The following is a 23,628-nucleotide window of genomic DNA, read 5'->3' on the forward strand; positions in this document are numbered from 1 at the left end:
AATTAATCAATATATAACATAGCAGTGCGGTTTTCCGATCGGAAATAGCGCTTGCCAGAAAAAGCAGCAGCTTCTTGCAGTAAATCCTCTTGGCTGTAGCCTTTGAGACGTTTACGACCATCAGCCAAGTTTTCCAAATCAGTCAAAGCTGTAAGACTCTCCACGCTAATAACTTCCTCGTCCCCTACAGCCTTCATGTAAATCTTGCCAGACTCCTCAAAGACTAGCTGATAGGGAAAAATTTGCGCAATTTCAAAGAGTAAGTCATCTGAAATTTTCTCTTCATTTTCAGAGAAAATTCTACCCAGACCCTCACTCTCATAACAAAAACCAAAGGATTTACCAGATAGATTCAGACGAATAAAAGGCTTATTTTCTAGGGTGAAACTCGGCTCAGTATTGTAAAGATTCAGTTCCTGACTGAGTTCCGCAAAATAATCCGTCGCAGCCTCAGGACTCTTTTTCTGGTAGAGTTCTGCAAAATAGGCATTGACCACACTTGGCGGAGGAGTAATCAGTGCCAACTGCTCCTGCTCTGTCTTGCCAGCTAGAAGCTGATCCAGATAGAGCTTGTCCAGACTTGTATAGCCCCCATATTTTAGAGCCAACGTTTTAATATCAGTCATAAAATTCCTCTAACCTCCATTTATTTTTCTCGGAAATGTAGCCTGTAATCACTTCGCCGTCCTCCTGATAATCACGTTCTTCAAGAATCGCAACACTTTCTAAATCGTGAATCTTGTAGGACTTAGAAAAAGGCACGCGCAGAGTAAAAGATTCAAAAATATCCTTGATTTTCTCTAAAAATAGTGCCTGCAAGTTCTCACGACTATCCTCAGCCTTAGCTGAAATAAGAGCATAAGGGGTTTGGGTAGGAGTAAAATCCTCCACCAAATCCGCTTTATTATAAAGTGTCAGACGAGGAATATCCTCCATATCCAAGTCTTTCATGATAGACAGGACTGTTTTTTCATGCTCCTCGTGGTAAGGATTGCTGGCATCGATCACATGAACCAGAAGATCCACATGCTTGCTTTCTTCCAAGGTTGACTTGAAACTGGACACCAACTCTGTCGGTAAATCTTGGATAAAGCCCACGGTATCTGTCAAAGTTACTTGGAGATTTCCCACCAGATGGATACTCTTAGTCGTCGCATCTAGAGTCGCAAAGAGCTCGTCCGCTTCATACTGGGTCTTACTGGTCAAGGTGTTCATGATAGTTGACTTCCCAGCATTGGTATAACCAATCAAACCAATCTTAAAGGTGCTTGACTCCAAACGTTTTTCTCTGACTGTCGCCCGATTTTTTTCAACCACCTTGAGCTGGCGCTCGATATCCGTGATTTGATTGCGAACACTACGACGGTTCAGCTCCAGCTGGCTTTCACCAGGTCCACGGGAACCAATTCCCCCTGCCTGACGACTGAGCATAATTCCCTGGCCAACCAAGCGAGGCAAGAGATATTTGAGCTGGGCTAGGTGAACTTGGAGCTTCCCTTCATGGCTTCGAGCTCGCATGGCAAAGATATCCAGAATCAACTGCATACGGTCAATGACCTTAACACCCAGAACTTCCTCTAGATTGACATTTTGCCGTGGAGTTAAACGATTGTTGACGATGACAGTGGTAATTTCTTCTGCATCCACCATGAGCGCAATTTCTTCTAACTTACCAGAGCCGACGAAGGTCTTGGAATCATATTTTTCACGTTTTTGTCTGTAGCTATCAACGACGACTGCCCCAGCTGTCTTAGCCAGACTGGCCAACTCTTCCATGGAGAGGTCAAAATTGTCCATGCCCTGTAATTCCACACCGATGAGAAGGACGCGTTCCTCTTTTTTCTCTGTTTCAATCATCTAAAAACTCCTCAATCTGGCTAAAAATACGCTCCTGCACACCAGACTCTCCAATCTGATAAAAGGTGACCTGCATGCGATTACGGAACCAGGTCAACTGACGCTTGGCAAAACGACGGGTCGCCTGTTTAAGACTCTCACTCGCTTCCTCAAGAGTTTGCTCGCCACGGAAATAAGGAAAGAGTTCCTTGTAACCAATCCCTTTAGCAGCCTGTACATCAGGATAATGGTCAAACAGCCACTTAGCTTCGTCTATAAGTCCAGCTTCAAACATCAAATCAACTCGGTGGTTGATACGTTCATAAAGCTGACTACGTTCATCATCCAAGCAGATAATCAATGGTTCATACAAGGTCTCTTGATTTTCTAAATCCTGACCAAAATGGGCTATTTCCAAGGCACGCATAGCACGACGACGATTAAACTGAGGAATCTCAAGGCCTGCTTGCTTCACAAGATGGGATAATTCCTCATCTGAATATGGCTCCAAACTAGCTCGATAAGCTAGAATCTCCTCATGGGGAGTCTCCCCACCTAGATGGTATCCTTCAAGTAAACTCTGGATATAAAGTCCAGTACCACCAGCGATAATGGCTAGCTTGCCACGGCTGTGAATATCCTCAATCACCATCTTAGCTTCTGAAACAAAATCAAAAGCCGAGTAAGACTCGGTTACCTCTCTAACATCAATTAAATGATGGGGAACAGCTGCCTGTTCTTCTGGACTAGCTTTAGCCGTCCCAATATCTAGACCTCGGTAAACCTGCTGACTATCACCGCTAACCACTTCGCCATTAAAACGCTTTGCAACTTCAATGGCAAGGGCTGTTTTTCCAACAGCAGTCGGTCCAACGATCACAATTATTTTTGTTTTCATCTTTTTTCCTTGAAAAATTCCCATTTTTTCGTTACTATTATTATAACACAAAAAGGTCAGTCAGAAAAATGTGACCTCTTGAAGGGGCTGGCTGATTAAGAAGATAAAGGAGGAAGACTCATGGCTAAAGGATTCGCTAAAGGTCTTGTAACAGGTGTCGCAGGAACTGTCGCTGCAGTCGCAGGTGCAGTATACGCATTTAAAAAGAAAGTGATTGAACCAGAAGAGCAAAAAGCAGCTTTCATCGAAGAAAACCGTAAAAAAGCAGCTCGTCGCCGCGTATCACGTTAAGAAACAAAAGAAGTTGGGATTATTCTCAACTTCTTTTTTCTATTCTTTTAAATAGCTAGGTCAAACTTCAACTGTGGCTTGACAGGGTCATAATCCACCAATTCAAAATCTTCTGCTTTGATATCAAAGAAATTGGTCTTATCTGGCACATTTAAAACCAAACGTGGTTGGCAGTTTGACGGCTCACGACGGAGCAATTCCTGAGCTTGTTCAAATTGATTGTCATAGATATGGAGATTATTGATAAAGTAGAAGAACTTACCAACCTTCCAGCCAAAATGCTTGGCAATCATCATTTGAAGAGCCACATACTGCATAGCATTGATATGGTGGGCCACCAGCATATCATTCGAACGCTGGGTCAAGGTCGCATCCAGATAGATTTCTCCATCTACACGGCGGACATCAAACATAGTCTGAAAGGCGCACGGGAGCAACCCATCTGTTTCTTCGAAAGCTTGGTAATCCCAGAGTGATATGATATTGCGGCGGTTCCAAGGGTTGGCTTCCAACTGCTTGAGAAGCTTATTGATGATGTCGTGTTTCTTAACGACCGCCCCGTAACGCTCACCAATAGTTCCTGTATCACCCACTTCCCAGTCATTCCAATAGTGAACATTGTACTTGTCATTGAGAACTTCTAGGCTATTCGACTGGTCTTGGTAGATCCAGAGAACTTCTTTGATGGCGGATTTGATGGCAATGGGACGCAAGGTTGTGATGGGGAATTCCCCCTTTGCCAAGTCATACTCGGCAAATGCACCCGTTACATACTTGGAGTTGGCAACTGTCCCATCCTTGTACTTGGGGCGGGCATGCTCAGAAAAGACACCGTCTTTGAGGATTCGTTCAATATTTTCTTTAAAAATCGTATCTGCTTTTGTCATTTACTCTCACCTCATTTATTATCCTAACTAGTATAGCATAAAAAAGAAAGGAGGAAAATCACTGGCTTTAAAGTAGTGTTTTCCCCTTTTTATTATCTTATTGCAATACAAGTGATGCTGCTCCGATAACCCCAGCGTCATTTCCTAGAGTTGCAAGAGCCAATTTTGTTGATGTGCGTACTTGTGGGAAGCTATTTTCGTCGTAGACTTTTTGAACACCTTGTAGAAGGAATTCTCCTGCAGCTGACACACCACCACCGATAACAATTGTTGATGGGTTTAGGATTGAACCAATGTTAGCACAAGCGATTCCCAAGTAACGTGAGAAGTTACGGTAAACGATCAAAGCAAGGTCGTCTCCTTCTTTTGCAAGGTCAAAGACAGTCTTAGCAGTTACTTCTTCTCCGTTATCAATCAAGCGTTTCAAGGCTGCATCGCCTTCGTATTCATCAGCATAGCGACGAGTCAAGTTGACAATCCCTGTTGCTGAAGCAACTGTCTCAAGGCAACCTTTCTTACCGCAAGTACATGCGATTGGTTGGTCAAAGTCAACAGAAATGTGGCCAAGCTCACCTGCCGCACCAGCAACACCGTGAAGCAATTTGCCTTCTGCGACAATACCGCCACCAACACCTGTACCAAGTGTCATAAAGACAACGTCTGGTTGGTTATCACCAGCACCCATCCAACGTTCACCAAGAGCCGCTACGTTGGCATCATTATCGATGAAGAATGGAATGCCCAAGGCTTTTTCAATCTTTTCTTTGATTGGTTGAAGGGTTTTCCAGTTGAGGTTGTAGGCACCAATAACAGTCCCTTTTTCACGGTCAACCACACCTGGTGATCCCATTCCAATACCTTGGAAATCTGTTGCTACCAATCCAAGCAAGTCCAAACGATGTTGAATAGACTCAATCATATCATCAACGATATGACTTCCCTCATCCAAAATGTTGGTCTTGATAGACCATTTTTCTTGGATTTCTCCTGCTGTTGTCAAGATTGCAAATTTGATAGAAGTTCCACCAAGGTCAATCCCAATAATCTTTTGACTCATCATATTCTCCTTTTTCATTATGAATTAATTGAAAATGCTTACAGTAATAGTATAACAAAATTCACTCATTTATGCAAAGGTTTGCGTAAATGAATTATAAGGAATTTTTTCGCCTAACAGTATCTGTTAATCATCTAAATGATCAATTGCATATTGAGCTTCCTCTTCTGTAAAGCCATCTATATAAGAGGTCAATTGATTGAAAAGACCAGATTTAGACATATTAAATAATTTTCTATAGTTCTTAGCATTAAATAAGGCATTATATTTATAATCGGCTTCTAAATGATCAATTGCATATTGAGCTTCATCATTTGAAAATTTATCGAAATCAGAAGTTAATTGACTATACATACGTTTTTTTGACATGTGGAATAACGAATTATAACTTTTTGCCTTTCCTAAAGCAGTCGAATATTCACTATTGCTATCATTACTAGAAGAAGCTGTATTTGCTTGACCTTCCTTCCAAACTCCATCAGCGCCAACATAATAACGTCCACCATCAACCCATTCATTGACAGCCATTTTACCATCTGATTTCAAATAGTAATTCCCTTGCCATGTGCTATAGGCATAAGAGCCATCTGATTTCAAATAATACCAAGCTTGATAAGAAGAGTCATGAATCCATTCGCTCTGGGCCATTTTACCATCTGATTTCAAATAGTAATTTCCTTGCCATGCACTATAAACATAAGATCCATCTGATTTTAGATAATACCAAGCTTGGTAAGTAGCATCATAAACCCATTCATTGACAGCCATTTTACCATCTGATTTCAAATAGTAATTTCCTTGCCATGTACTATAAGCATACGAACCATCTGATTTCAAGTAATACCAAGCTTGATAAGAATCATCATAAATCCATTCGCTCTGGGCCATTTTTCCGTCTGATTTCAGGTAATAGCTTCCCTGCCAAGCATTTTTCACTGGATTTCCATTTTCATCAAAGTAGTACCAAGCACCGTCCTGCTTAACCCAACCACTTGTTGTTGCTGAACTTGTATCAGTTTGAGTTGTAGTCTCTTGTTTTGCTTTGAAGGCACCCTTAGGGGCATTCTCCAATTCGCAAGCCACACCATCATGGTCGCGATCTAACTTGGCAGAATAACCAGGATCCCCCTCATGAAGATCCGAATAGCCATTAGCCCAGGCTTCCTTACAGCTAGAAAAATGGATGTTTTCTTCTGCTAACACAGGTTGTGAAAACAAGGCTAAAACTGGCAAGGTAGCCAGACTCATTTTTAAAAATAGACGTTTGTTCATTACTTTCTCCTATAGGAATGTTATCGATTTCAATATTATTTTATCAAACTTATTTCAGCAATTCAAGAAAACTTCTGGTTATTTCTGCAAACTCTTTTGGCTTAGCTCTATTCAGAATATGAGGACCTTCAGGGATAATCTGAAATTTGGATTCTGATATTAGTTTATGAAGACTTCTCATAGAACTAAGATTCGGTTTATCTTTGCTGCCACAAATTAGTAAGGTTGGATAAGGACAAGTTCTTGATATATCAGTTAAATCAAGTGTCTTCAATTCCTCAGAAACTCCGACCATAAGAGCTTTGTCTGCTCCCTGTTTTTCAAATACTCTTTTGGGAAGTAATTTAAATATCAGCAACTGAACATAAAATAGGATATTCCCTGCTAATTTTAGCGGGCATCCTGACAGAACCAAAGCTCGAAGATTTGATAAATCGTTACTAGATAGTTCTAATGCTAGGGCAGCACCTAAGGACAATCCAATCAAAATAAAAGGTTCTGTCTCTTGAGCTAGATGCTGATAAACTCGCTCTTTAGCTTGTTGATAGTTACTAACTCCAGAAGGAAATAACTCAATAGCCTCAGAAGGATAATCTGTCAGTAGATTCCGAACTTCTTTCCAACTCTCTGCTGACTGCCCTAATCCGTGTAAAAATATCAGTTTCATCTAGTTCTCCTAAAGGCTTAACTTATACAAGGCTCTCACTGCATTACAGCCGTAAATAGCTTCTGCTTGGACTAAATCTGCCAAGGTCAAGACTTTCTCTTCTATCTGTCCTGTTTCCAGCAAATGTTGACGGTAAATTCCTGGTAAGATTCCCAGTCGGATAGACGGTGTGTAGAGTTTCCCAGCGATTTTCAGAACCAAATTTCCAATAGAGGTTTCAAGCAATTCTCCTCTTTGATTATGGTAAATCTTCTCTTGTTCCCCTAGGCTCAAGTGAGGTCGGTAGCTTGTTTTGAAGTAGGTAAAGGCTTGTTGCAAATTAGCTTCTTGCAGACAAAGTTTGGCCTGACAAAAACTTGGACCAAGAGGTGTTAATACTTGACGACTGAGTTCTATCTCTCCAGACTTGCCGAGAGAAATTCGCAATCGATAGTCTTGGCGATAATCACAAGCTCGACACTCTTCTTCTATCTTTTGTTTCAAGTCTTCTGCATCAAAAGGAAAAGCAAAATACCGACTAGCTGTTCTCAGCCTTTCTATATGTTGATTCTCAAACAGCAAGTTCTTCTGACTGATTTTTCCAGTCGTAATCAGTTGGAAACGAGCTTGTTTACGATAGAGAACTGCCGCCTTTTGATGAACCTCTCGGTATTCAGATTCCCAAGTGCTATCCCATGTAATACCGCCACCTACTCCATAGATGGCTTTCCCTTGATACAGTTGAATAGTTCGGATAGCAACATTAAAAATCCGTCGTCCATTTGGAAGCAAGAGACCAATCGTTCCACAGTAGACTCCGCGTGGTTGTGGCTCCAAGTCCTTTATAATCTCCATTGTCGCAATTTTCGGAGCTCCCGTTATGGAACCACAAGGAAAAAGAGAACGGAAGATTTCAACAAGGTCAACATCCTCTCGCAACCGACTCTTGATAGTCGAAGTCATCTGCCAAACAGTTGAATACTGCTCCACTTGACACAAACGCTCCACATGCTCACTTCCCACTTCAGAAATACGGTTCATATCGTTGCGCAAGAGGTCCACAATCATCATATTTTCAGAGCGATTTTTGGGATCCTGTTCTAACCAACTAGCTTGGGCAAGGTCTTCTTGGTCAGTCATGGCACGCTGAGTCGTTCCCTTCATTGGTCGCGTTGTCAACTCGCGGCCATTTTGCTCAAAAAAGAGCTCTGGACTCATGGAAATCACTGCCATCTCATCATGTTCAACATAAGCATTGTAACCCGCCTCCTGCTCTACCACCATACGATTGTAGATGGCAAAAGGATTAGCACTTAAGTCTTGTTTTAGTTGTACGGTGTAGTTTACCTGGTAGGTGTCCCCCTGCCGCAAATGATGATGAATCTGGGCAATCGCCTTTTCATAGTCCTCTGCAGACGTTACTTCCTGCCAATTTGAAGGCAAATCAACCTCATCATAAGTCAGAGGAATAGGTGAAGTTTCTACGCTATCATGAACGGTAAAATATAGCAGGTACTCTGCCAGTAAAGGCGCTTTGTGAACTGCTAATTTCTCCTCAAAAGCAGGTGCAGCCTCGTAGCTGACATAGCCCACCACATAATAGCCTTGCTCTTGGTAGCTTTCCACTTGTGCCAGCAAATCTGCCACTTCTTCTACATCTCTCGTTTTTAACTCTTTAATCGGCTGGGTAAAGATGTATCTCTCCCCCAAAGCCCTAAAATCAATCACTGTTTTTCTATGCATATTTCAAGTATAGCATAAAAAGGCAGATCAAGAAAAACTTAATCTACCTTTTACTCATCTATTTAATACAATCTATGCTTTAAAAAGATTTCCTGAGAATCCGTCTGTATTCTTAAGAAGTGCTTTAAAGACTTTTGATTTAAGCTCTACAGTTTTAGCTGTTCCTCCACCTGCTAGATCAGCCTCAACCGCCTTATCAAATAAGACTTTTAGCTCAGCATAATTAGTAATTTGTTTACCATCAATTTCAATTGCAGTAAATCCTTTGTCAGCTTTTGCTTTCACTTCTTGATAATAAGTTTTTTTCCATTCTTCAAGAGTACTAAATCTGTTATTAGAAACTTTCTTGATAATGAAGTCATCACCTAACATCTTATTATTTTCTTTATTAGCTGCATCTTGATACTTACTAGAAGCATATCCAACAAATCCATTCTCATATCCGAAGTAACCCCACATACGGAATGTATTGTGTTTAAAGGATGCCGCACCAGGAGCACCTGTACTTGTATTTCCACCATAGATACCAGTCATCATGTTCATATTGACATAAGCAGACCCAAAGTCCGTTGGATTATAAGTACCATCACCAGGAGCACCATGTTTCGTCATTAGGTTATTAGTAATTAAATCATCAATAGTATTGATTGCTACTTTTTTCTCATCCTCTGTCAACTCACGAATTTTATCGAACTGATGGCCTGAATTTCCATTACGATATTGTCGATCCATTTTCTTGAACCAGCGACTCGTATTTCCATTTAACTGCGGTAATACAGCATCAGCCTCAAGATGATCTAACATCATAAGAGCATCATTGTAATTCTTCATATAGTGATCAATTTGTTCACGAGTCTGTAATTTTTCAGGATCTGGGTTATACCATTGATTTCCGTCATTTTGACGATGATAAGCCATATTAACCCCTAATGCTCCATATTCACCATTTGAAGTTGATTTATCAGGCGTTTGTAACATACCCTGCGCGTACGCTTCAAGATCTGTACCTTGACGATGTCCATGACCACCAAGATATGCCATACGGTCATTTACGTGAGTTGTTTCATGTGTAAATGCTGAAATACCAAAGTCCTCTAACATATTTGTTACCATGAAGAAAACTTGTTCATCTTCATATGGTTTTGCATAGACTTTAGCCATCGCTCCCATATTCCAATTAATTTGATGCCATCTATCTGTTGGACCAAATAACTCACGAATTGGTGTCGCTACCTTACCATCTGTACCATATCCACGACGATTAGCATCCTTAATACCCGCATAAGCTTGATTATCCCATACAGGTGTAGGAACCATATTTTGGCTCTTAAGCAGTCTATCTCGAACATTCGGAAGTGCAAGACGTGACCAGAAGTCTAAGTATGTTTGTTGTGCTTTAGCTACATAATTAATACGTTCTTTGAAAGCTTCACGTTCAGCTTCCGTATTTTTACCATATTTTTCAAATGAACTATAAGCCATAGTATTATAGGTTGAAATCATAAAGATATGTGCTTTCTTCAAGTTCAATAATGGTAAAATCATACGTGCATGCATATTATTATTCAGACCATCAAAGACACGATGACGTTTATTTTTAAAGTCTGGATTTGTTGTTTCAGGTTCTACAACATAAACATTTTTCGCTGAGTGAATAAACCAGTCGTTAAGATCTGTATCATTTGTGAAGAGACGCATATTATAATCTAAGAAACTACGTAAATCACCTTTACCAGTGTCTCCTGCAATAATTTCACGGTATGCATCTTGAGTTCTATCACCCTTTAAATTCTTTTCTTGCGAGCCAATTCGAATCAATCTGTCAATAACACTTGGTGTCTTACCATAGAAGTCTGGTTTAAACATCATCATATTCTTAATGTTCAAGTCACCATATTCAATTCCATAATAACGATTGAGGTAAGTAAGTGCCATCATAATTTTAGCTTTGTTATCTTCAACTTTTTTAATCAATGCACGTTTAGCTGCTTCGTCCGTATTTAATTGATGGTCTTCATTTTCAACTAAAGCTTTAACTAAAGCATCAAGATTATCTTTAACTTCTTTGAAGCTTTCCTCCATGTATAACATCTTAGGATTGTTATTAATCTTACGAACTTCATCTGAATCAAGTTCAACAGAAGCTAATTTAGCTTTGATATCATTAATCAAATTTGCACGATCTTTAACAACCATGTTTGGTGTATAGACAACATCACCTAATCCTTCAATACTATATTCACGAACTTGTTGAACCTTAGATTCTTTTTGTGTAATAGCCTTAATTTCTTTCGTCTTATCAGCGTAATGAATCATAATATGGTCAGCATCTGATAAATCGGTCACAAATTGTCCATCTTTCATACCTGTAACAGATAAAACTTCCGTATTTAGTAATTTAGAATTTGCAGGAATCTTATTACCTTGATTTACAATCCATTCTTTGTTGTAGAATGGTTGAAGTTTTTCAATATTACGGTAAGCAAGTTCACGAGATACGTCATAATCTTGAGTAGATTTGTAAGTATCTGCTTTTGTTGCCTTATGGTTTAACTTATCTACAAAATGTTCAGTTATTGTATATTCATGTGCAGTAATTCCCATTTTAGCAATTCTGGCATCGGCTTCTTCTTGGGAAATACCCTTCCAACGACTAGAGCGAGAATATGATTGTTTACCTTCACTTACACCATTAACGAATACATTATTATTTCGAACCCAGTTTGCACCAAAGTAATCATCATCCTCTGCATCACGAGAACCGTAAAGAATCTCACCACCATTCTTCACTTTCATCATAGTAACGTTGTTTTCAGCAAGTCCCCACGACCAGTTAGAATGAAGTAGTCCACCTGTTTCAAGAGGTTCTTTGACGTCAATTGTACCTTTTGCTACAGAATTTTTCAAACGGCCCCATGCGCTAACATCCATCGGATTGTCACCGTGATTTAATTTAGCAACAAGGCCACCAACTTTAGCTTTATTACCTTTAATATAGGCGTCGATATAAGAATTGTCTGTGTTACTTCTCCAGCTTTCACTAACAAGGCCACCAGACCACCATCCTGCATTACCTACACTTGTAATGTTACCAATAAAGGCTACATTACGCATGTTTGATTCATCAAGTTTATTGACCATACCAGTAACATCATTGTTACCTACTACGTTACCTGTCACTTTAATATTTTCAATCGTTGACTTTTTAAACATATCACCAAGCGGTGCTGTCTTATTAGCCCAAGGCATGTTGATATCGACATTACCTAGATTGAAGTCATGAATATGAGCGTTTTCAACTCGGTTGAATAGTGGACGCGCTAGGTTATGAATTGTAAAGCGCTTATCCCCATCACTAGACAACTTACCTTTAAACGTTCCTGTTACATACTGTTTACTTGGTGTTGGAACATTGGCAGCATTCAAATCTGCACCAAGTTTAAACTCACCAGTTGGGTCTTTTTGCATATCCTCAATGAGTTCTTTAAAGTTGTAATAGACATTTCCAATCTTTGGTAATTGTTTTTCAAAGTAATGTACATACTCTTCGCTTAGTGTATCATCAGCTCTACGTTGAACTAAGTCTGGAGCTTTTGCTACAACTTTGTACAATGTTTTTCCATCAACAACAACTTCTTCAACAGAACTTACCGCAAGTCTTGTTGTTTTGTTATCATGAGTGGTTACACGCAAATATAAGGGAGCAACATCAGCTGGTTTTTCTGTAAGCAAACTAGTATCTGTTTCGTTTCCATCAGCGTCCACACTCATCAAGCTTGTTTCTTTGATGTTTTTGATTTCAACTTTTTTAAGGTCTAACTGAATTTCTTTATCTTCTAATGTTTCAGTTTCTTCGCCTTCGCCTCGATCATAGACCATCGTTGTGGATAATGTATAGCCTTGATAATATTTCAAGTTGTCTAAAGTAGCTTGTAATTTATTTTCTTCTACTGTCACTTCTTTAACAACTTGTCCAGTCTTATCTTTCAGAGCTACTTTAATCGATTTGATTTCTACTCCAGCTGGTTTATTCAATGTATAACTAGCTGTAGCGCTCTTCTTCAAGACATCTTTATCTGTGTTAGCCCATTCTAAGGTTGGTTTTCCTAAACCTTTTGTACCTTTTTTGATAATTTCATCTTGAGGTGCTTGGAGAACTGTTTCTTCTACTGTTGGAGCTTCATTTGTTTTTTCTCCACGAATCGTTTTATAGATTTCAGTAATTTGTTTCTTACCTTCTACACCTTTTTGAGCTACTTGTCTTGTTCCGCGTTTTAAAGTGTCATCTTCTTGTTCTTTGGTTTCAAAAGGAATGACTTCTTCTCTTGTTTCAACTACTGTTCCTTCAACTGGCTTTGTTCCTTTTTTAACGACTTTAGGAACAGCAGGAGTTTTTACTTCTGTAGTTGTAGAAAGGACTTTGTCTGTTTCCACACCTTCCACTGTTTCGTAAGTTGTTTTGGTAACTTGAACTCCTTTAGAACCTTCGCGTTCAACAACTTCTTCATCTACATATTTTGTATCGTCTGGAACTACTTCTGTTGTGAAATCTAATTCACTTTCGGTAGACTTCTCAACTGTACCTGTTGTTACTTTATATTCTGGGTTTACTTCTTGTACTGGTGCTTGACCTTCTTGACCAGGTTCTTGAGTTCCCTTTGTTGAAACTGGTTCTTTATATCCAGGAAGTTCTGGCTGTACTAAAGCTTGGCCTTGCTTCTCGCCTTCTTTTACTTCTTGAACACCTTTGGCTTCATGATACTCTGGTAGTTCTGGTTGCGTCAGAGCTTGTCCTACCTTACCTTCTTCTTGAGTTCCTTTTACTTCAACTGGAGCCTCTGGCAATTCAGGTTGTGTTAAGGCTTGGCCAGTTTTACCTTCCTCTTGCGTCCCTTTAGCTACCTGATGCGTTGGTTCAGCTTGTGGTACTGGAGTTGGAGCAGGTTGCACCTCTTTCTTCGTTCCGACTGCAATGACTTGCGACACAGGATTTTGGACTACTTGGTCTTCGATGACTTCTCTAACTTCTTGACTGTTGACCATTGAAACTTTGCTTACAAGGCGACGCTGACCCTTTACTCCAGCTGTGACGATATGAGTCTGTCCTTCTGCTAGATTCGCATCTGGGCTTGTGATTGTTTCAAAAGGAATCTCCACCAAGCTCTCTTCCTGTATTGTCTGAGGCTTCTCAGAAACTGGTTTTTCTTCAATAGCAGGAGCAACTGGAGTCTCTACTACTGGATTCTCAACGATAGTTTCTGGAGCAACAGCAGGTCTTTCTTGAACGACTTCTGTTCTCTCGATTTCATTTGCATTTTGCTTTTCTACTGGAAACTGAGGCTGTTCTGCTGAATCTGGTCTTAATGGATGGAGTTCTGCTTCCTTGAAGTAGCCAATGTATTCATAGCCATCAATGTGGATAATCCCTTCAGCCAAGCCTTCATGTGTAGAGGCTGAAATAGTTTGGTTATAAGAAAGCAATTCTTTATTTTCAAATGCGAATGTCCCATAAGGTACAAAGGTACTGGCTCCTAAAGAACCAATCAATAGAACACCTAGAACTTCTCTACGACCTTTTTTAGACACCAAAAAGACTGCTAGAGAAGCTGTTGCCAAGCCAAGACCTGCTAGAGCGACTTCCTTGCTTCCTGTGTAAGGAAGTTGTTGACTGGTAGTCGCCTTCTTGCGATAAACTACATAAAGAATATCATCATCTTGAAATTCTGTAGGAACCTCATGATGAATCAGGGCTTTTTCAGACTCGGTCAATTCCTGCTCCGCCAAATAACGGTAATGAACACTATGAGCACCGCCAACTTCATTGGCTTGAACCTTATCTACTGAAAGAGTACTAGCACCAAAAAGGAAGGCCCCGATGGCTACAGGACCTACCCCAACAGTTAGCTTACGAATCGAATATTTGGTGATTTTTTCTAGTTGTTGTTTTGTTTTTCTCATTCTCACGACTTTCTGATAGAATCTTGTGGATACTGCGCACGCGCACCTCCAATTAATTTTGGACGGCTAGCAAGAGCCGTTACATGGGCATGCCCAATTTCTCTCAAAAGAGGGCGAATCGGAACCTGAACATGCTTGACATGCATACCAATTGCAGTGTCTCCGATATCCAATCCAGCATGAGCCTTGATAAATTCAACCTCAACTGGATCTTGCATAAACTTGAAGGCTGCCAACTGACCTGAACCTCCTGCATTGAGAGTTGGAAGGACACTGACGATTTCCAGGCCAAACTGCTCTGCCACCTGATGTTCAACAACGAGAGCCCGATTGACATGTTCACAACCTTGAACAGCTAGATGAATTCCTTTTTCCTCTAGGATATCTAGGATGGTCTTCACAATAATTTCCCCAATTTCTTGGCTGGATTCCTTACCAATCTGACCACCTATCACTTCACTAGAAGAAAGTCCCAAAACAAAGATAGATCCTTGCTTCAAATTGGCCTTTTCTAATACATCTTTTACAATCTGGCTTGTGTCTCTTTGAATGTCTTTTTCCTTCATACTTGATACCTCTTTTGTCATTATCTATCATATCGTTTTTTCTACGTTTTAGCAAGATAGACAACCTAGAATGCTTGCCCAATTACGCATAAAACTCCCAGAATTGACTGGGAGTTAGCTAGTTTCTATTCTATTTATGTATATTTCAACTGTCGTCCCTTTTGAGGGAATAGAATCAATCTTCATTTGGTAATCTTCTCCAAAGTGAAGTTTGAGCCGTTGATCAACATTTTGAAGACCAACTCCCCCACGTTTGAGTTGACTTTGACTACTATCGCCAGTAGCTTGGAAACCAACGCCATCATCCTCAATGCGGATGACCAATCCTGAATCCTGTTTCTGGACAGAGACTCTAATATGACCCTGACCTTCTTTCTCCTTGATGCCATGGTAAAGAGCATTTTCTACTAGAGGTTGCAACACCAGCTTGGGCAAGACTAGATTATCAAAGGCAGGATTTTCATTAATTTCGTATTCCAGTTTATCTCCATAGCGTTGTTTCTGGATAAAGAGATACTGGCGGACATGGTTGATTTCGTCATACAGGCAAATCAAATCCTTGCCTTGATTGAGCGCCAAGCGGAAGTAGGTAGCCAAGGACTTGGTCACTTGAACCACTCTCTGACTGTCCTGAAATTCTGCCATCCAGATGATGGTGTCCAAGGTATTATAGAGGAAATGCGGATTAATCTGGCTCGACAAGGCTTGAAGTTCATACTGACGGGTTGTTTCTTCCTGCCTGCGAATAGCTGCCATCAACTGATCAATCTGATCCAACATAGCATTGAACTGGCGAGTCACTTCTCTCAGTTCATGGGCACCAGTTTCCTTGGCACGAAGATTCTGATTACCAGAAGCAATCTCCAGCATAGTTTCTCTCAAATCCTTCAAGGGAGCAATCCAACGTTTGAGACTGAACCACACCAAGCAGAGACAGGCAAGAAGAGATGTGACACTAGCCCCAAGCAAGGTCCACATGAGTTGACTCCGAACCTGATCTAACTTCTCCAACGAAGACACACCCAGAACCGTCCAATCAGTTCCAGCAATCTTTTCTTGACTGACATAGGATTGGTGGTCTGGAGTATAACCCTGCCCTGTCTCAATATAGGGGTTCATGGCCTCCATTTCGCTAGACGAACTATAAACTGTATGTTGAGGATGATAAACAAATTCATGGTTTTCATTGATGATAAAGGCAAAGCCCTGCTGACCCAACTGAAGTTGGTTAAGATAGGCTTCCAGAGTTTCATAAGAAATATCCAAACGAAGCACGCCAAGATTGGCTCCCTTTGCATCAACAAGTTCCTGAGTGACAGAAATGACCCACTGACTATCCGATTTACGAGCTGGGGTTAAAACTGGCTTAGCTCCCTGATGAATGGCCTTTTGGTACCAGTCCTCAGCCATCATATCTGAGGAAGTTTTCATCTGCACACTGTCATCTGTAGAAATGACCTGACCGGATTTGGTCACCAGCACAACAGTTTTCAAATCCTGATCTGCCTTTAAGATGGTTAAAAACAAATCTCGAATTCCCTTGACCTTGTCTGGACTGGGATTCTCAGCATAGGCTAGGACAGCCGTCTGCTGGGTCAAACTGGTAGAGGTGGTTTCTAATTTTTTGATATAAGACTGGATAAAGTGGCTAGTTTGACTGATAGTCGTTTGGCTATTGCCCTCAATGCTAGCCTCAATGGCTGAAGAACTAGATTGATAGTAGAAAGTCCCAACCAGAGCTAGGAGAATGAGAAAGACCAGAAAGATAGAAATAACCATTCTGACTAGGAGAGAAGAACGCTTCATCGACCTTCCCCCTTCTTAAACTGACGAGGTGTCACACCTGCAATCTGTTTAAAACGTTGGGTGAAATAGTTCATATCTTCAAAGCCAACCTTTTCGGCTATCTCGTAAATCTTCAGATCTGTAGTTAAAAGCAAGAGCTTGGCTTGTTTGACACGTTCTCGCACCAGATAATCCTGAAAAGGCAGGCCTAACTCTTTCTTAATCAAAGAACTCAGATAAGTCGGGCTAAAACCCAAGTCACTGGCCAAAGATTTTAAACTAAACTGGTTATCAGCCAGATGGGACTGGATTTTCTGAGCCATATTTCCCTCAAACTTATCGGTCAATAAATCTTGTAACTGCTCTTCCTTTTCTTCCTTATCCAACTTTTGCTTGATTTTCCCCAACATTTCCTCAATATCCTGACGAGAAAAGGGCTTGAGCAGGTAATCGTCCACACCTAGTTTGACAGCAGACAAGGCATAATCAAAATCATCATAGCCAGTTAAAAAAACCAAATGCACCTGAGGATAGGTTTCTCGGACCAGACTAGCCAATTGGATGCCATTCAGCTGAGGCATATTGATATCGGTTAGAATGATATCTGGCACCTGCTTTTGTATCAATTCCCAAGCCTGCCTTCCATTTTCAGCCTGACCGATGATTTCCATATCGTAGGCTGCTACATTGACCAGCTTGGTCAAGCCTTGTCTTACCAGATATTCATCTTCTACGATTAAGATTGTGTAGGTCATGCTTCTCTCCTTTGTCACTTACTAGTATCAGTATAGCAAAATTCTCCTCTAACTGCTTAGGAAAGCCCTCTTAATCAACATAATCTAGTAAGTAAGCATAGCCTTTTTCTTCCATTTGATTTTTGGGAATAAAGCGGATAGAGAGACTATTAATACAGTAGCGCAAGCCACCCTTGTCCTGAGGCCCATCTGTAAAGACATGGCCTAGATGAGAATCTCCAACTCGGCTCCGCACTTCCATGCGCGTCATATTGTAGGATTTATCTTCCTTGTAGGTGGCAACATCTGGACTGATGGGTTGGGTAAAACTAGGCCAACCACAACCAGACTCAAACTTGTCCTTTGATGAAAAGAGGGGTTCGCCAGTTGCTACATCCACATAGATACCAGAGTCAAATTTATCCCAGTAGCGGTTAGAGAAAGCCCGTTCTGTTTGATTTTTCTGGGTGACTGCATACTCCTCAGGTGACAAGGTCTTTTTCAATTCTTCATCACTTGGTTTGGGATATTTGCTGGCATCGATGACGGGATAGGCTGCCTGATTGACATTGATATGGCAGTAGCCATTTGGATTTTTCTTGAGATAGTCTTGGTGGTAATCCTCTGCCATGACAAAATTCTTCAAGGTCTCCTTTTCAACTGCTAAAGGTTGATCGTATTTCTTAGCCACCTCATCAAAGACTTGATTGATTACCTCTAAATCCTTGTCATCTGTGTAATAAACACCGGTACGATACTGGGTACCCACGTCATTTCCTTGTTTATTTTTGCTGGTTGGATTGATAATGCGGAAGTAATGAAGTAGGATTTCCTTGAGGGAAATTTGTTTGGCATCATAGGTGACATGGACAGTCTCCGCATGTCCAGTTTGGTTAATCAATTCGTACTTAGTTGTTTCCCCTCTACCGTTCGCATAGCCTGAAACGGCATCTGTCACTCCAGGCACGCGTGAGAAGTATTCCTCTACTCCCCAGAAACATCCTCCAGCTAGATAAATTTCATGCAAGTCTGCGTCATTACTCACTTCTGTTTTTTTCACTGTTTTTCCTCCTTGGCTAACTGATGCTTTCTCAATTTGCGAGCTATCTGTCTGCCCTGCATTTCGCATCAATAGAAAATAAAAACCGGTTATGGCTAGGAGAATGACCCCTGCCAAGACAAAAAGTTTTACTTTATCATTCATAGCCTTTCTCTACCCCATTTCTTTCAATTCTTTTAAAATCATATCCTTATCCATAAAACCTGGTTGCGTTTTGACCAGCTTACCTTCCTTGTCTATAAAGGCTTGAGTCGGATAAGAACGGACACCATAACTTTCCAAGAGTTTACCTGATGGATCAATTAAAACTGGAAAATTTTTATAATCTAAGCCCTTGTACCAGTTCTTAAATTCAGCTTCCGCTTGTTCTCCCTTGTGCCCAGGAGATACCACTGTCAAGACCACATAGTCATCACCAGCTTCTTTAGCGATTTCGTCCGTATCTGGAAGGCTAGCCAGACAGATGGAACACCAAGAAGCCCAGAATTTGAGATAGACTTTCTTGCCTTTGTAATCAGACAAACGATAGGTCTTGCCATCTACACCTGTCAGTTCAAAATCAGCGACTTCCTGACCTTTAGTCGCAGTTTGTGAACTAACTTGTTCTGTTTTGGTTTGCTCCTTCATAGTAGATTCGTCTGGCATGTTTTTAGCCGAACAGGCTGCCAAGCAACAGATTGAGCCTACTCCAAGGAGACATGTTTGCCATTTTTTCATTTCTTTTTCCTCTCTATTCAAATAATGTAGTCAAAATGGAAGCATTTCCCAAAAGCACCAAGATTCCCATCACGATAATGAGAAAACCACCTACTTTTTTGAGGGTTCCGAGATAAGGATGGAGTTTTCGGAAATGTTTCAACACATAGCTGGAGGCGAGAGCTAGAACCAAAAATGGTAGCGCTAAACCCAGCGTGTAAATCAACATGAGAGCAGCTCCCTGCCAAGCACCTGAACCACCTGAAGCCGCCAAGGCCAAAACAGAGCCCAGAACCGGTCCCACACATGGCGTCCAAGCAAAACTAAAGGTCAACCCCAGTAAAAATGCCTGACTATAGCCCTTACCCTTTTGCCCCTGTCTCTGTAATTGTAGCCTTCTTTCCTTGTAGAGTCCCTGAAAATGTAAGACTTCCATCTGGTGCAAGCCCAAGAGAATGATAACCGCACCCGTCACATACTGAAACCAAGAGGCATACAAAAGGTCTCCTAAAAAACCAGCACCATATCCCAGTAAGATAAAGATAAAAGAAATACCCGCTATAAAGGCCAGAGTTCGCAATAAACTAACAAGTGAGATTGAAAATTTGCCACTAGAAGCCTGAGCACCATCTTTGTCATCCAACAAGACTCCTGCATAGACCGGTAACAAGGGTAAAATACAAGGAGAAAAGAAGGAAAGAATTCCAGCAAGAAAAACACTGATATAAAAGATTATATTATCCATTGCCTTCCTCCATTCTTTGATTTGATAGGACTATTATAGCCCCAAAACTCAAGGAAAAACAGGGACAATGATAGGGAAAAATAGGAATTTAATCAGATTATGTAAAAAATGTTGCAAAAAAAGCCAGACAAAGCCTGACTTTGATGGAAACTGAAAGGAAAATTCACTAGTCTTCCCTACTTATCTGATAATAAATAAGGTCCGCAAGATAGCCTTTTCTCTCTACACCATTGCTAATAGTCTTTAGATAGGACATTCCAGCCTTCTCCATGACACGACCTGAAGCTGGATTGAGACTGGCATATCGAGCTCTAACTTTTTGAAAACCTGCTTGAGTAAAACAGAAGTCCAAGACAGCTTTCAAGGCTTCTGTCATAAACCCATGTCCCCAGTAAACCTTGCCTAGCACATAGCCAATTTCACAAGAAGAATCATTCTCATCTATTGCAACGATGCTGATATCTCCTATTACCTGCTCCGGGTTTTCTTTGAGACAAATGGCCCATTTGTAATAGTTGGGATTGGCATAGGAGGCAACCCAATTGCGAATCGAATTTCGAGTCACCTTGACATCAGGATGAGGATCCCAGGTGACGTAGGTTAGATTCTCAGCGGATGAAGCCCAATTTTGAAACATGGCTTCCGCATCACTCTCCACAAATCTTCGCAAGATTAAACGATCTGTCTGTAATACTTGCATGATACTACCTCGCTTTCTGATAGATGATTCTCTGCCCAACCTCAATTTAAATTTACTTTGCTTTTGAATTTCAAGGCTCAATCTAAAAAGGTCCCCGGACCTCCTCGCTTATTTATTTCCGTGCTCGGGGTAAAAAAACTAAACTCAGTAACAGCTAGAAAACAAGTTTTTACTCTAGTTACTTGACGCAGTCGCTGTCTGGTTTGAAATGCGCTTTTCCAAGCTTTTTCAAACCTAGTCATCGTTGCGGGGGTAAGACAAGGAAAATCGAACTCTTCTAGTTACCGAATTTTCTCTCACTTTCTTATTTCAAGGTGAGAGGCTGAAAACCTCCACTAGAGGTTTTTCTTGCTTTTTAATTTCAGGGCAAGAAGCTAAAAAGGTCCCCCGGACCTCCTCGTTTTCCCCTTTCTAGACTCGGGGTAAAAACCTCCACTGGAGGTTTTCACTCCCAAAAATCATCAAATACGGTGATTGGTAGGTGGCGTTTGTGTTGGCCTTTGTGCCACCAGTTTTCGATTCTTTCTTGGGCTTCTGAGCTGATTTTTTTGCCCTCTAGGTAGTCGTCAATCTCTTCATAAGTGACTCCAAGGGCCACTTCGTCTGCTAGGCCTGGTTTGTCTTCTTCTAGGTCTGCTGTTGGAATTTTTTCATAAAGTGCTGGGTCTGCACCAAGTTCCTTCAATAGTTGTTTTCCTTGGCGTTTATTGAGGCGATAAAGAGGGAGAATATCTGCACCCCCGTCACCAAACTTGGTAAAGAAACCTGTGATATTTTCCGCGGCGTGGTCTGTTCCAATGACTGCTCCGCTATGGGAACCAGCAAGGGCATACTGAGCAATCATACGGCAACGAGCCTTGATATTGCCCTTGTTAAAATCTGAAACAGGACTACCCGTCGCTTCAACTGCAGCTGTCATGGCATCAGCTGATTCCTTGATATTAACTACCAAGCTGACATCTGGCTGGATGAAGGCTAGAGCTTTTTGAGCATCTGCTTCATCGGCTTGCACTCCATATGGCAGGCGGACAGCGATAAATTTGTAGCTGTCATCTCCCGTTTCAGCTCGCAGTTCTTCCATGGCCAGTTGAGCCAAACGACCTGCCAAGGTTGAGTCTTGTCCTCCAGAAATTCCCAACACAAAGCTTTTAAGAAATGGATGTTTTTTCAGGTATTTTTTTAAGAAGTCAATGGAACGACGGATTTCTTCCTGAGCGTCAATCACTGGCTTAACCCCTAGTTGCTGGATAATCGTTTCTTGCAAACTCATTCTTCTTCTCCTTCGCCAAGGGCTTCCTTGCGCATCTTATCAATCAAGTCCATCTTGTCTTGCCATACATCACGCGCCAAATCCACTGGATAATGCTGAGGATTGAGCACGCGCTTGTATTCATCCCAAAGCTTGTCAAATTCCTTACGAGCATAATCCTGAATATCAGTCAAGCTAGGCAGGTTGTAAATCAATTTTCCGTCTTTGAAGATATCCACTAAGAGAGGAACAGCATCAAAATTACGAACCGTCTTCTTGATGTAAGTATAAGTCGGATGGAACATCTTGATTTCTGTCATGCTGGAAACATCAACACCATCATAGGTTATGTAGTCGCCTTCTGACTTGCCTTTTTCACGACTAGTAATACGCCACACCTGCTTCTTACCTGGCGTAGACACTTTTTCGGCATTATTTGACAGCTTAATGGTATTGCGCATGTTCCCATTTTCATCTTCGATGGCAACAATCTTATAAACTGCTCCAAGAGCTGGCTGGTCATAGGCTGTAATCAGCTTAGTTCCCACACCCCAGACATCAATCTTAGCCTTTTGCATCTTGAGGTTGAGGATGGTATTTTCATCTAGATCATTAGAAGCATAAATCTTAGCCTCTGTAAATCCAGCCTCGTCCAATTGCTGACGGACTTTCTTAGAAATGTAGGCAATATCCCCAGAGTCAATCCGCACACCCATAAAGTTAATCTGATCACCCAGCTCACGCGCCACCTGAATGGCAGCTGGTACACCGATTCGAAGGGTGTCATAGGTATCCACAAGAAAGACACAATTTTTGTGGGTCGCAGCGTAAGCCTTGAAAGCTTCATAGTCATTGCCATAAACCTGTACCAAGGCATGGGCGTGAGTTCCCAAGACAGGAATGTCAAATAGTTTACCCGCACGCACGTTGCTGGTTCCATTGGCACCACCAATCACCGCTGCGCGTGTTCCCCAGATAGCCGCATCCATTTCTTGAGCCCGACGTGTCCCAAACTCCATCAAGGGTTCATCTTCAATAACCGAGCGAATACGAGCTGCCTTAGTCGCCACTAATGTCTGGTAGTTGACGATGTTCAAAAGAGCCGTTTCGACCAATTGACATTGGGCTAGAGGGCCTTCCACCTGTACAATCGGTTCATTAGCAAAAACCATGTCCCCTTCTTGGGCAGAACGAACGGTCAACTCCAACTTGAAATTGCGGAGATAGTCCAAGAATGCCCCATGATAACCAAGCGACTCCAAATAGGCAATATCACTGTCTGAAAAACGTAAATCTTCAAGATAATTCACAATTCTTTCCAAACCAGCAAAAACCGCATAGCCATTCTTAAAAGGCTGTTGGCGGAAATAAACCTCAAAGACCGCCTTTTTATTGTGAATTCCTTGGTCAAAGTAAACCTGCATCATGTTAATCTGGTACAAGTCCGTGTGCAATGTCAAACTATCATCTGGATACATACTTTTCCTACTTCCTTAGCTAGAAAC

General features: G+C 41.2%; 19 protein-coding genes. 1 reads left to right on the forward strand and 18 read right to left on the reverse strand.

What is annotated here, in order from left to right; all coding sequences use genetic code 11:
* Positions 1–2: 2 nt before the first annotated feature.
* Genes QM956_RS08365 through miaA form a run of 3 tightly spaced genes read right to left on the reverse strand, consistent with a single transcriptional unit; the run spans position 3 to position 2,734 of the window.
* A complete protein-coding gene (locus QM956_RS08365) occupies positions 3–626 on the reverse strand; it encodes a cystathionine beta-lyase (protein WP_261087555.1) in 624 nt (207 codons plus the stop codon).
* Positions 619–1,857 (reverse strand): GTPase HflX, encoded by a 1,239-nt coding sequence (gene hflX, locus QM956_RS08370; RefSeq protein WP_414302420.1) that lies wholly within the window; start codon positions 1,855–1,857, stop codon positions 619–621. Before hflX ends, QM956_RS08365 begins: the two co-directional genes overlap by 8 nt.
* Entirely contained in the window at positions 1,850–2,734 is an 885-nt protein-coding gene (miaA, locus tag QM956_RS08375; protein ID WP_261011559.1) for a tRNA (adenosine(37)-N6)-dimethylallyltransferase MiaA, read from the reverse strand. Before miaA ends, hflX begins: the two co-directional genes overlap by 8 nt.
* Positions 2,735–2,854: 120 nt before the next feature.
* Here miaA and QM956_RS08380 point away from each other — a divergent pair, with 120 nt between their 5' ends.
* Complete coding sequence (locus QM956_RS08380) at positions 2,855–3,025, forward strand: DUF3042 family protein (RefSeq protein ID WP_001051780.1); 171 nt, start codon at positions 2,855–2,857, stop codon at positions 3,023–3,025.
* Positions 3,026–3,072: 47 nt separating this feature from the next.
* Here the strand turns inward: QM956_RS08380 and QM956_RS08385 are convergent, their stop codons facing one another.
* The 15 genes from QM956_RS08385 to QM956_RS08455 all read right to left on the reverse strand — a co-directional run bounded on the left by QM956_RS08385 (position 3,073) and on the right by QM956_RS08455 (position 23,601).
* On the reverse strand, positions 3,073–3,912 hold the full coding sequence (locus QM956_RS08385) for a thymidylate synthase (RefSeq protein ID WP_125454742.1): 840 nt from the start codon (positions 3,910–3,912) through the stop codon (positions 3,073–3,075).
* 97 nt (positions 3,913–4,009) lie between these two features.
* A complete protein-coding gene (locus QM956_RS08390) occupies positions 4,010–4,969 on the reverse strand; it encodes an ROK family glucokinase (RefSeq protein ID WP_125454741.1) in 960 nt (319 codons plus the stop codon).
* Positions 4,970–5,095: 126 nt separating this feature from the next.
* Entirely contained in the window at positions 5,096–6,241 is a 1,146-nt protein-coding gene (locus QM956_RS08395; protein WP_125454740.1) for an Ltp family lipoprotein, read from the reverse strand.
* Between the two features lie 49 nt (positions 6,242–6,290).
* Complete coding sequence (locus QM956_RS08400) at positions 6,291–6,908, reverse strand: alpha/beta fold hydrolase (RefSeq protein ID WP_125454739.1); 618 nt, start codon at positions 6,906–6,908, stop codon at positions 6,291–6,293.
* A 9-nt stretch (positions 6,909–6,917) separates the two neighbouring features.
* Entirely contained in the window at positions 6,918–8,630 is a 1,713-nt protein-coding gene (gene pabB, locus QM956_RS08405; RefSeq protein ID WP_153199509.1) for an aminodeoxychorismate synthase component I, read from the reverse strand.
* A 72-nt stretch (positions 8,631–8,702) separates the two neighbouring features.
* Complete coding sequence (locus QM956_RS08410; protein ID WP_414302421.1) at positions 8,703–14,588, reverse strand: ZmpA/ZmpB/ZmpC family metallo-endopeptidase; 5,886 nt, start codon at positions 14,586–14,588, stop codon at positions 8,703–8,705.
* A gap of 2 nt (positions 14,589–14,590) precedes the next feature.
* Positions 14,591–15,154, reverse strand: a complete 564-nt coding sequence (locus QM956_RS08415; protein WP_261011494.1) for a TIGR01440 family protein — start codon at positions 15,152–15,154, stop codon at positions 14,591–14,593.
* Positions 15,155–15,268: 114 nt separating this feature from the next.
* The gene (locus QM956_RS08420; RefSeq protein WP_414302422.1) at positions 15,269–16,960 is read right to left on the reverse strand and encodes a cache domain-containing sensor histidine kinase; all 1,692 of its coding nucleotides are present in this window, start codon (positions 16,958–16,960) and stop codon (positions 15,269–15,271) included.
* The gene (locus QM956_RS08425) at positions 16,957–17,694 is read right to left on the reverse strand and encodes a response regulator transcription factor (protein WP_261266070.1); all 738 of its coding nucleotides are present in this window, start codon (positions 17,692–17,694) and stop codon (positions 16,957–16,959) included. Before QM956_RS08425 ends, QM956_RS08420 begins: the two co-directional genes overlap by 4 nt.
* Positions 17,695–17,764: 70 nt before the next feature.
* Positions 17,765–18,877, reverse strand: a complete 1,113-nt coding sequence (msrB, locus tag QM956_RS08430) for a peptide-methionine (R)-S-oxide reductase MsrB (protein ID WP_414302423.1) — start codon at positions 18,875–18,877, stop codon at positions 17,765–17,767.
* Positions 18,878–18,886: 9 nt separating this feature from the next.
* Entirely contained in the window at positions 18,887–19,450 is a 564-nt protein-coding gene (locus QM956_RS08435) for a redoxin family protein (RefSeq protein WP_261020866.1), read from the reverse strand.
* Between the two features lie 13 nt (positions 19,451–19,463).
* Positions 19,464–20,174, reverse strand: coding sequence for a thiol-disulfide oxidoreductase-associated membrane protein CcdA2 (gene ccdA2 / locus QM956_RS08440; RefSeq protein WP_261020864.1), 711 nt, complete (start codon positions 20,172–20,174; stop codon positions 19,464–19,466).
* A 166-nt stretch (positions 20,175–20,340) separates the two neighbouring features.
* Positions 20,341–20,874 (reverse strand): GNAT family N-acetyltransferase, encoded by a 534-nt coding sequence (locus QM956_RS08445; protein WP_414302424.1) that lies wholly within the window; start codon positions 20,872–20,874, stop codon positions 20,341–20,343.
* A gap of 445 nt (positions 20,875–21,319) precedes the next feature.
* Positions 21,320–22,144, reverse strand: coding sequence for an ammonia-dependent NAD(+) synthetase (gene nadE, locus QM956_RS08450; RefSeq protein WP_414302425.1), 825 nt, complete (start codon positions 22,142–22,144; stop codon positions 21,320–21,322).
* A complete protein-coding gene (locus QM956_RS08455; RefSeq protein ID WP_414302426.1) occupies positions 22,141–23,601 on the reverse strand; it encodes a nicotinate phosphoribosyltransferase in 1,461 nt (486 codons plus the stop codon). Before QM956_RS08455 ends, nadE begins: the two co-directional genes overlap by 4 nt.
* Positions 23,602–23,628 lie beyond the last annotated feature (27 nt).

It is taken from the genome of Streptococcus mitis, assembly GCF_047460035.1.
Lineage (GTDB): Bacteria > Bacillota > Bacilli > Lactobacillales > Streptococcaceae > Streptococcus > Streptococcus mitis_DW.